Source organism: Bradyrhizobium sp. URHD0069, assembly GCF_000701345.1.
Lineage (GTDB): Bacteria > Pseudomonadota > Alphaproteobacteria > Rhizobiales > Xanthobacteraceae > Bradyrhizobium.
In genome coordinates this window covers 1-9,068 of record NZ_JNIJ01000084.1, presented here as the reverse complement: position 1 = coordinate 9,068, position 9,068 = coordinate 1, and the positions used below count along the sequence as shown (strand labels likewise).

General features: G+C 58.6%; 10 protein-coding genes and 2 pseudogenes. 5 read left to right on the top strand and 7 right to left on the bottom strand.

Annotated features, from left to right (window positions below):
- The coding region (locus N554_RS0129380; RefSeq protein ID WP_029586733.1) for an autotransporter outer membrane beta-barrel domain-containing protein at positions 1-670 on the top strand (670 nt) is incomplete at its 5' end.
- 378 nt (positions 671-1,048) lie between these two features.
- Positions 1,049-2,105, top strand: a pseudogene (locus tag N554_RS36645) (IS110 family transposase).
- A gap of 393 nt (positions 2,106-2,498) precedes the next feature.
- Here N554_RS36645 and N554_RS37625 read toward each other — a convergent pair.
- The 4 genes from N554_RS37625 to N554_RS43215 form a co-directional block, all read right to left on the bottom strand.
- Entirely contained in the window at positions 2,499-2,735 is a 237-nt protein-coding gene (locus N554_RS37625; RefSeq protein WP_029586732.1) for a P27 family phage terminase small subunit, read from the bottom strand.
- A gap of 56 nt (positions 2,736-2,791) precedes the next feature.
- A complete protein-coding gene (locus N554_RS36635; protein ID WP_036054513.1) occupies positions 2,792-3,073 on the bottom strand; it encodes a hypothetical protein in 282 nt (93 codons plus the stop codon).
- Entirely contained in the window at positions 3,030-3,257 is a 228-nt protein-coding gene (locus tag N554_RS39065) for a DUF3606 domain-containing protein (protein WP_029586731.1), read from the bottom strand. The genes N554_RS36635 and N554_RS39065 overlap by 44 nt, the downstream gene beginning before the upstream one ends.
- A gap of 194 nt (positions 3,258-3,451) precedes the next feature.
- Complete coding sequence (locus N554_RS43215) at positions 3,452-3,580, bottom strand: ATP dependent DNA ligase (RefSeq protein ID WP_371259532.1); 129 nt, start codon at positions 3,578-3,580, stop codon at positions 3,452-3,454.
- Positions 3,581-4,038: 458 nt separating this feature from the next.
- Here N554_RS43215 and N554_RS0129350 point away from each other — a divergent pair, with 458 nt between their 5' ends.
- On the top strand, positions 4,039-4,326 hold the full coding sequence (locus N554_RS0129350; RefSeq protein ID WP_156042180.1) for a hypothetical protein: 288 nt from the start codon (positions 4,039-4,041) through the stop codon (positions 4,324-4,326).
- Between the two features lie 358 nt (positions 4,327-4,684).
- Here the strand turns inward: N554_RS0129350 and N554_RS0129345 are convergent, their stop codons facing one another.
- Together N554_RS0129345 and N554_RS42775 are read right to left on the bottom strand one after the other, a co-directional pair.
- On the bottom strand, positions 4,685-5,755 hold the full coding sequence (locus N554_RS0129345) for an ROK family protein (RefSeq protein ID WP_029586729.1): 1,071 nt from the start codon (positions 5,753-5,755) through the stop codon (positions 4,685-4,687).
- A 270-nt stretch (positions 5,756-6,025) separates the two neighbouring features.
- Complete coding sequence (locus N554_RS42775; protein WP_256378766.1) at positions 6,026-6,148, bottom strand: hypothetical protein; 123 nt, start codon at positions 6,146-6,148, stop codon at positions 6,026-6,028.
- A 600-nt stretch (positions 6,149-6,748) separates the two neighbouring features.
- On the opposite strand from N554_RS42775, the pseudogene N554_RS36620 reads away from it, so the two are divergent.
- Together N554_RS36620 and N554_RS0129325 are read left to right on the top strand one after the other, a co-directional pair.
- Positions 6,749-7,202 (top strand): annotated as a pseudogene (locus N554_RS36620) (DUF2243 domain-containing protein).
- Positions 7,203-7,649: 447 nt separating this feature from the next.
- Positions 7,650-8,177: a YciE/YciF ferroxidase family protein gene (locus tag N554_RS0129325; RefSeq protein ID WP_029586728.1), complete on the top strand. Its 528-nt coding sequence runs from the start codon at positions 7,650-7,652 to the stop codon at positions 8,175-8,177.
- A gap of 387 nt (positions 8,178-8,564) precedes the next feature.
- On the opposite strand, the gene N554_RS0129320 is transcribed toward N554_RS0129325, so the two are convergent.
- Positions 8,565-9,068, bottom strand: a 504-nt coding sequence (locus N554_RS0129320; RefSeq protein WP_156042179.1) for an HAD family hydrolase, incomplete at its 5' end; no start/stop codon positions are given.

The window sequence follows — 9,068 nt, the reverse complement described above, 5'->3', positions numbered from 1 at the left end:
GCCGAACGCCACTTTGAACAATGGCTCCGGAACGATCAAGCTGGATACGTATCAGTTTGCCGGTTACGCATCGACGTCCTATCGAAACTGGTTTGCGGACGCGGTCCTCAGCGGAGGATTCAATAATTTCCATGTGGTCAGGCCGGGCGTCGTCGATCAGATTACCGGTTCACCGGATGGAACGGTGTTCGCCTTTGGAGCCAAGGCAGGTTACCTGTTCGACGTTGCTCCCGCCCTACAGGTAGGACCAATTGCAGGCCTCACCTATGCCCGGGTACATATCGACGCATACTCGGAGGCAGGCGACTTCGTTTTGATCCAGAGAGTTCAGAGCCAGGATCTCGACGGGCTCACTGGACGCGCGGGCGTGCAAATCAGGTATTCCACGTGCTGGAACGGTCGCGTCGTAATGCCCTACTTGAACTTGACCGCAGAGCACGACTTCCTTGGCGGCGCACGTATCCTGAATTCGATTGCCCTCGACCCCGTCGCGGCGGTGCCGGTATTTACGCCGGTGTCGAATGCACAAGAGACCTACGGCCGCGTTGCTGCGGGCATAGCCGCTGACCTCGCGCAAAACGTGAGGCTCTCCGGCGATGTACAGTCGACGTTTGCTCGCAAGGGCGGTAACGACTTCTTTGTTAGCGGCAAGCTCAGTTACCGCTTCTAGATCGTTCGACGGCGTCACCGCGAAGGAGGAGCGGCCGGCAAAACCGGGCGCTTCTCTGCTTTTTTAACGATCCGAACTATGCGCCGTAGCATTCCACTGGTCTAGTCTAGCCTTAGGAGCGGCGCCGCCCAATCGGATGGCCCGAGCCATACCGCCTCAACACTGGACGACAGTCCTTTTTCGATGTGGCTGAACGACCTTTCGACCAAAAATATCGTTAGGCGCAGATTATGGGTCGCGTCACGCCTCGTGCAACACCGCTGGACTAACACGTTGATCGGCTGAGGCATCGGACTTCCACTAATGGGATGGTCCGGCCGTGCTCCCGCCCCAGCAGCAAGCGATGCTGTGGGGGGCATCAAAGACAAGGAGCACGCCATGGCAGAAACTCTCAAGCATTCAATCGCCTTTGTCGGCATCGATATCGGCAAGAATTCGTTCCACGTCGTTGGACTCGATGAGCACGGTGCCATCGTGCTGCGGCAGAAGTGGTCGCGCGGCCAGATGGAAGCACGGTTCGCGAATATGCCGCCGTCTCTGATCGGCATGGAAGCCTGCGTCGGCGCGCATCATCTCAGCCGCAGGCTTCAGCGCCTTGGCCACGATGCCCGGTTGATGCCCGCACGGTACGTTCGCCCCCATTTCAAAAGGACAAAAGAACGACTTCCGTGACGCGGAAGCCATTGCCGAAGCGGTGCAACGTCCGACGATGAAGTTCGTCGCGACCAAGACCGTCGACCAGCTGGACCTTCAGGCGATGCACCGCGTGCGAGAGCGTCTGGTCAGCCAGCGCACCGGAATCATCAACCAGATCCGCGCCTTTCTACTGAAACGTGGCATTGCCGTCAGGCAAGGACTGCGCTTCCTTCGAAGCGAGTTGCCGGGCATCCTCGCCAGGCCGTCCGGCGTCCTGTCGCCACGCATGGTGCGTATCATCGAGGATCTGGCTGGAGACTGGCGCCGGCTCGACGAGCGCATCGAAGGTTTGTCGAACGAGATCGAAGCCATCGCGCGCCGGGACGCGGGCTGCGAGCGGCTGATCAGCGTACCTGGCATCGGGCCGATCATCTCCAGCGCGATGGTAGCGGCGATCGGCGCAGGCGACGTGTTCTCCAAGGGCCGCGACTTCGCCGCCTGGCTGGGGCTTGTGCCTAAGCAGATATCGACCGGCGATCGCACGATCCTCGGCAAGATATCGAAACGCGGCAACCGCTACCTGCGTGTTCTGTTCGTGCAAGCGGCGTGGGTGGTGCTGATCAAGCCGAAGAGCTGGGAGCGCCACGGACTCAAGTCCTGGATCGAAGTCGCCAGGAAGCGGCTGCACCGCAACGTGCTGGCGATTGCTCTGGCCAACAAACTGGCTCGTATCGCCTGGAGCGTTCTTGCGCATGGACGCTCCTTCGAAGCGAGGAAACACGCCGAGGCCGCCACCTAATCCGCTAGATCGCCGCAAGAACATTGAAAGGACAAGCACCACACCCTTCACCCGCCGAGGTCTGCGAGAGGACAAGAAGAGATGGAGGATCGGTCTTCCCGGCGCATGCGAACACTGGTGACCCAAATGGCCCGTTGAGGCCTGTCCGCTAATGAGAACGCACGCGCGCTGATATCCATGATGGTCCAGAGCACAACTAGCTCCAATCAGAGACCGGATACATTGATGCAAGACCGCTGACGCCAGATCGACGAAAACCTCTTGCGACGCGCGGCCGGACCATACATTCGGGTCAAAATGCGGAACTGAGAGTCAGTCTTCCGAACGTCCGCTCTCACCTCAACAGCAGATATTGAGGGGCCCCAACTGGTATCGTTCGAAATCTTTTCACACCTAGCGTCTGGTTAGAAACTCGTCCGCGGGCACCCATGGTTTCGGTGCTCCTAACAGCCCGGCAAATTTGCCGCCGGTCCAGGGCTTGGCTCCGTCGCCGGCGAGCGACACACGCGATCGTGAGACGGGAGACAATCCGAATTCACTGAGATATTTGTGCATCAACTCTAGCTGCTTGTTAGCGATCGTAAGCCACGGGTTCTGCTGCACGTAGCCAGACGGAAGCTTTAGCAGCATGGGAGTTTGAACTGGATGCGGAAGGCGAGACAAACGAACCAACAACCGTCCCGCTGCTATAATTGAATCACAAACACAGCCAACCCGATTAAGCTGGCAACGCCGATCGCAATGGCGATGAGCGCTGCCTTGCCCATCACTTCTCCCAACGCACGCCCTTGAACTTTTTGGCGCTCTTTTTGACTGCCATGAACTGCCCGCCTACTTTCTTGCGCTTGGTCGAGGTCTTGGTCAGCCGGCTCTTTATCTGGCGGCCCTTTCCAGGGCTTGTCGGTCTGTTTGAGCGGGATCCCGTCAGTCTTCTGGCGGGGATCGTCGGCAGTCGTTTCTTTGCTCATCAGGGACCTCCGTGGTCGCCAGTTCCTTCCTGACCGACGCAGCCGAGTTTCCCACCTTATCGACCGCCTTCTGTAGCTCCTGCTTCGACACGCCGAGCTTCTTCGCCCAGGACTTCACCTCGATGCCCTGGTGCATGTTGATCTTGCTGCGGTCCCGCACGTCTCTCTTCTTCGGATCGTCCATCCTTCACCTCGTCTACCGCTTCTATGATCGCGTCGTTGTTTAAGACGGCCAGCAGCTGGTTGATTGTTTGGTTGCAGTCTCGGGAACCCGGCGCGATATACTCGCCCAACACACGCTGGGCCTCCTCAATCGCGTCGCTGAGCACTTTTTCGGGTTTCATACGCGATACTCCACTAACTGGAGACAAAACGCGTTTATGACCGGCCCGTTCCGCGAAAGAGTCTCTTGAACGAGCTTTGCCGGAGCAGTCCCTCAGAAGTGATGTCGCGGTACTCCACATCCGCGGTGAAGTCGGGGTCCACCCACTTCGCCTTCGGCTTCATCGATCACGCCAAAAGTCCCCTGACGGATGGCCGACTATATGCTCAGCTTAAGAAGCCTTCCGTGCAATACCGGACTCAGGAGGCGGCCTACTTCTGGCGTTTCCCCTCGACTGACAATCAGCGCTTGATATCGCCCTCCGCTATCTTGAGCTTACGAACCAAGCGCATCCCTTCTCAACCACGCAAGTCGCCTGCGCGCGCGTCATACTCGACGAATGGCTCACGGGCGAGTGGCGATATCCTTTATGGCTAGCAAACAAGGCCATTGTCGCGATCGAAACCAAACAACCAATGTTAGGCCCGGTCGCGGTCAGAGCTGCAGGGTCACGGGGTCGGCAATAGAACGAGATGCGCGACTACACGCGCGCTTCACTAGCGAAGGAACGTCTTTCGGGTTGAGCGATTGCCTTCAGGGGCATCAACAGAGGAAACGACTAATAAAGCTTACGACAATGGCAGTGGCTCTCACTTTCGCACTAGGTAGCACCGCGGCCTTGGCCCAGGCAGGCGGCAATGCGGCGGGTGGAAGCTCGCAGTCAGGCGGCACCGCCGCGAGCAAGACCACCACGGGAGAATCGATGGACGGTCGGACGACCGGAGGCGCGGGCACCAACATGAAGAATGAAGCCGAAATCCTGGCGCCGGGCACGACTGGAAGGTCGGGCGGCTCCAGCGCCCCCTCCAGTCAGGGCAATGTCGGACCAGGTACCAACAACAACAGCGGGTCGCAGCCCGGCGGACGCTGAGAGAATTACCAAGCTCCCGCGTCATTCGCGGGAGCTTTTTCTTAGCTCTTGGTCGTCGGCCTGCTGGCGGCCATTAGGCCGGGCGCGAAGGCTATGTCGCGAGACAACCGATCCAGCTTGGCTACATCTTGGCCTTCGGGGAGCTGCCAGATGCGGGCGCCTTTTCAACGCGTCGGCCCCTTGCCTCTTTCGAATTCGACGAATTCAGCCGAAATGGCCACTGGGCGGTAATAGGAAGCGTCACAGATGACCGGCTAAACTCGGCCGAAGCGCGCGATCCAATCGGCTAAATCGTCCGGCATAATTGTGCGGCCGCAATGCAGGTGACTGGAAGTCAACCTGCATCAGGTCATCCGCGTCAGCGTTCCTCTTTGCCGTTGCGGTTGGTAAAGCGGGCGTTACCGAGGCCCGTGCCGATCGTCAGCACGCCCCAGCGGTCCACGTCCTGCAGGAAAGGGACCTCGGAAAGTCCCTGGACCACGCCGTCGTTGTGCATGACGATGGCCGTGTCATGCTTCCCGATCTGCGGAACGGCTTCGACGAGAATAGCCGGCAGATTGAACTTGCTGCTTTCCCAGTTGCCGGGCAGGTTCTGCGCTCCCTTCTCGATCGAGCCGTCGCTCTTGATGACACCGGGACAGGCGATGCCGATGAAGGGCGCGAGCTTGAATCCCTCCTTTTCAGCTCTCGAGATCAGGTCCTTGAGCATTTTGACGAGACGTTTCACCGCATCCTCGCGGCTCGGCTCCTCGTCTCCATGGCGCCAAAGCTCGGATTTCCACACGCTCGCCTTGGACGGGTCCGGCGACTTCTTGCGGCCGGTTTCCACGACGCCGCAGCGGATGTTGGTGCCGCCGATGTCGACGGCGAGAATGCTGTCGTGCCCTTCGAAGATCCAGGATGGAGTGAGCTGCAGCGCGCCGATCAGGCCGGCGTCATCCGGGTGATGGCGGATCGGCAGCAAGTCGACCTTGAAGTCCTCGTCCTTGAGGATGATTTCGGCGCGCGCAATCGCGAGTTCGCCGAGCCGGCTATCGCGAAATCCGCCGCCCACCACGATGCGCTCGGTCTTCTCCCAGGCCTTGGACTTGAGGAAGCGGCGCGTGACGTAGGCGAGTTCCTGTGCGAAGTCCTCGATCGTGCTGTGAACGACCGCCGAGGCCTCGGTGTCGTCGCCGACCAGGATGGCGTCGAGCACCTTCTTGCTGATGTTTTCGGATGGCTCCTTCCCGAAGGGATCTTCTCCCGATTTACGCAGCGGTTTCCGCCATCGGTCGAGAATATCCCGGAATGCGCCTTTGCTGGCGCGGTCTCCGAGGAATCCTTCGTCGTCCTTCAGTTCGAGGTTGAAGCTGTCGATCTCCACCGAGGGGAGACGGGACGCGCCGTGAGCGGCGATGCCGGTGGTGGTGATCGTTTTGTCGGCCATCCTGAACCTTCAAGCCGCAGCGAGCGGCTTGCATAAAATTCGCATCGAGGAACCTGGTTCCCCGCGTGATCAGTCCGGCTTCGCAGACGTCGTATGATGAGCGATCTAGTGTCGCTCGTCGCCCGACGCGCAGCCATTTCACATCGACGCGGTATTTCGGCTCAGTGTCCGAACCGCGGCAGCCTAACGGCTGTTCCCCCTTGGGTGAGGCCCTTCCCTCCACGACTTCCGCCGGGAGTTACCTCCCCTTGTTCAGTCGCTTCTTAAGTACTATGGCCTCATGCGCATCCAGCGTTCGCCGTTGGGCACCTTTTCGATCGAGGTCGCCAGCGCGGGCTCGATTGAAGCCGCCTTGACGCCGATCGCAGCGGGTTTTTTACGCTGAAACCCCACTACGCAACTCCGCAACTGAACCGTGATTTAAGCGATGGGGCTCTAATCGTTCCGGTAAAGGCAAATTAGGAACCAAGTGGCAATTTTCTGCGTTTGTATCTCGCACGGCAAACCAGGGGCGAAAATGCGGGCGTCGGACAGACCAGCGGTCGAGCGGTCGATTCGCTCGCTCTGCTGCAGGGAATTGTTAGTGCAGTGGCAGTTGTTCTTAGCAAAGCAGTGCGTGCATGGTTCGCGTGACAAAGCGGAGTTGGACTCCCGAACAGATTAATATTCTCCTCGCCCTCGTTGAAAAAGGGGTTTCCGCGGTTCGGGCCTCAATAGTTCTTGGCCGTCCCAAGCTGGCCGTTCAAATGAAAGCCCGGCAACTGGGAAAACCATTTCGCGACGTCAGAGAGGTCAAAGCTGCTCGGCTCGCGAGGGAGGCCAGCCAGGTAGAGGCGACCGACGGGCGCGCAATTCGGAACCGAGCCCCTTAGTTTGGGTGAATCCGAACCGCGGTTCCAACCTTTTTGGGAGCTGGCACTCTTGGCTGGTGATCGTTCAGAATTGCGGGAGTGCGACCTGCCGCCCAACCAATTTCCTCAGCGCAAGTTCCCCATGGCCGCCGGCATCCTTTTCGGTCTCGGGTTGGGTGGCTTCCTCGATGGCATCGTCCTGCATCAATTGCTGCAATGGCACCACATGCTCAGCAGCTGGTACCCTACAAACACGATCGAAAACCTGGAGCTGAATATCCGTTGGGATGGCATCTTTCACAGCATCACCTATGCATTGCTTGTCGTCGGCCTCTTCGTGCTCTGGCAGTCCGCCGATCGCCATCATCTCTTTTGGTCCACCAAGCTTTTCACCGGAACGCTCTTGGTGGGGTGGCGTCTTCAACTTTGTTGAGGGCATTATTGACCACCAGGTTCTGGGAGTGCACCACGTCAATGAGCTAGTTGGGGAGTCCCATCGGATTTATTGGGATGTTGGTTTCCTTGCGTGGGGTCTTGCGATGATCGTAGGTGGCTGGGCGATCGTCCGGACCGGCAAACTGAATGGCCCATGCTGAGCGCAGCACTCGAGTTACTTAGGCGTATACCACCATCGGTGGTCTATTTTAATTTCGCGATCCTGCTTGTGCTCGCGACGTTGCCCGCTTGGCGCTTTTTCCTGTTCGGATTCACGCTAGACGATTTGCTCCAGCTTAGGTGCTTTTGAAGCCAGGGCAGAACCACGCGCCACGCGGCCTCAACTCCATGGGTGGAGTTTGTTGTGTGGCGGTCCGGCGGAAGGACCGGCCGTGAGCGTCGGAGCGGACCACAGACCGCGTCGTGATCATCAATAGGATTTCGAGTTCGTCATCTCGGCATTTAGGAAGAGCTCCGAACTGGTTGAACCATCCTATCTCTCAAACGGAAGAACAATGAACCAAGGAGTGAAGAACGGTGCCTGGAGCGGAGTGGGACCTTTGCTTCGTGCCGGCATTAGCCGCCATTATCCATAGTAGGAGACGACCATGCCCAAGGTAAAGACGCTCGAGGACCTCTTCCAAGCTGGTCTCAAGGACATCTTTTTTGCGGAGAAGAAAATCCTGACTGCGTTGCCGAAAATGGCCAAAGCGGCCATAAACCAGGACCTTCGCGCCGCCTTCGAAAAACATGTCGCCGAAACCGAAGAGCAGGTTTCCCGGCTTGAGCAGGTGTTCGAAGAGATCGAGGCGAAACCGCAGAGCAAGACCTGCGATGCCATCATGGGCATTATCGCGGAGGGCCAGGAGATTATGAAAGACTACAAGGGCTCTCCGGCGCTCGATAATGGGCTTTTGGCGTCTGCCCAAGCCGTCGAGCACTACGAAATCTGTCAATACGGCACGCTGATATCCTGGGCTAACGAGCTTGGGCTGAAAGAGTCCGTGCGCCTCCTGAGGCAGACGCTCGCTGAGGAAGAAAAGACAGATAAGTCACTCACCGCGCTAGCGGAAGCCGTCGTCAACCAGGAAGCCTGTAGCGAGCCAGCCGGAATAGAAAGCGAAGAAGAGACCTGAGCGGCGGCACGGATTTTTGCAGGGCTTGGCACCAGCTGGATAATCGTGGTTCCAGTGCCAGCCGAGGCGTGCCCTGAAACGAGCCTGCTATCGGTGGGTGGGCTGATCGAAGACACGTCGCCCAAGTGACTGTGAAGAGGGGCCATCAAAGCTGACGGCTCATTGGTTCATGCCGAATGTCGCTCGGCATTCTGAACCTCACAATCCGCGGTACCCAGCTTGAGGCTGTTAAATGCCATCCTCGCTATTCAGTGATAGTCAAGTCGAACAGTCGGTATGCGATGGTCGTTCTGCCGCCGTGGTCTTTCGCCTATCGCATGGTATGGAATATTGATGGATGCCTCATCAGGTCTCGTTGAGGAGGTGATGCTTGGCTGGGTCCAAGGACTATCCCAACTTTTCGGGACCGGTTTTCGGAGGCGCCTCTCGCAAGAGCACGACCGGCGGCGATCCATTCTCCAGGCAAGTCAGAAGGTCACAAAGTTCTCCTGCGACGACGAAACACCCCGCCTCCGTCAACGCTTCTCTGGCGAACCCGCCAGTGAGGAGCCCGGCGGCGGCAGTGCCCGCCCCGACCGCCGCCTCGGCGTCGTATGGAGTGTCGCCGATCATAACGGCTTGTCCGGCGGCGACTCCCAGCTTTCTGAGCGCTAATCCGACGAGTCGTGGATCCGGTTTGCCGTGTTCGACGTCATCGCCGCACGCCATGGAATCGATGAGATCGTCGACGTTCAGCAGGGAGAGGTAATGCTTCAGTTGAGGGCCCTTGCAGTCGGTCGCAAGCGCAATCCTGCCGCCCCGCTTAGTTAGCGCCTCGAATACGTCACGCACGCCGGTGAATGCTTTCACGCTTCGCAGGTATTTCGCTTCATAAAGTTTGCTTTTGGCTTC

Coding starts and splice junctions, on each gene's coding strand:
- N554_RS37625 (WP_029586732.1), bottom strand. CDS start 2,735: ATGCTGCTAAAGCTTCCGTCTGGCTACGTGCAGCAGAACCCGTGGCTT.
- N554_RS36635 (WP_036054513.1), bottom strand. CDS start 3,073: ATGAGCAAAGAAACGACTGCCGACGATCCCCGCCAGAAGACTGACGGG.
- N554_RS39065 (WP_029586731.1), bottom strand. CDS start 3,257: ATGGACGATCCGAAGAAGAGAGACGTGCGGGACCGCAGCAAGATCAAC.
- N554_RS43215 (WP_371259532.1), bottom strand. CDS start 3,580: ATGAAGCCGAAGGCGAAGTGGGTGGACCCCGACTTCACCGCGGATGTG.
- N554_RS0129345 (WP_029586729.1), bottom strand. CDS start 5,755: ATGGCCGACAAAACGATCACCACCACCGGCATCGCCGCTCACGGCGCG.
- N554_RS0129325 (WP_029586728.1), top strand. CDS start 7,650: ATGCCCAAGGTAAAGACGCTCGAGGACCTCTTCCAAGCTGGTCTCAAG.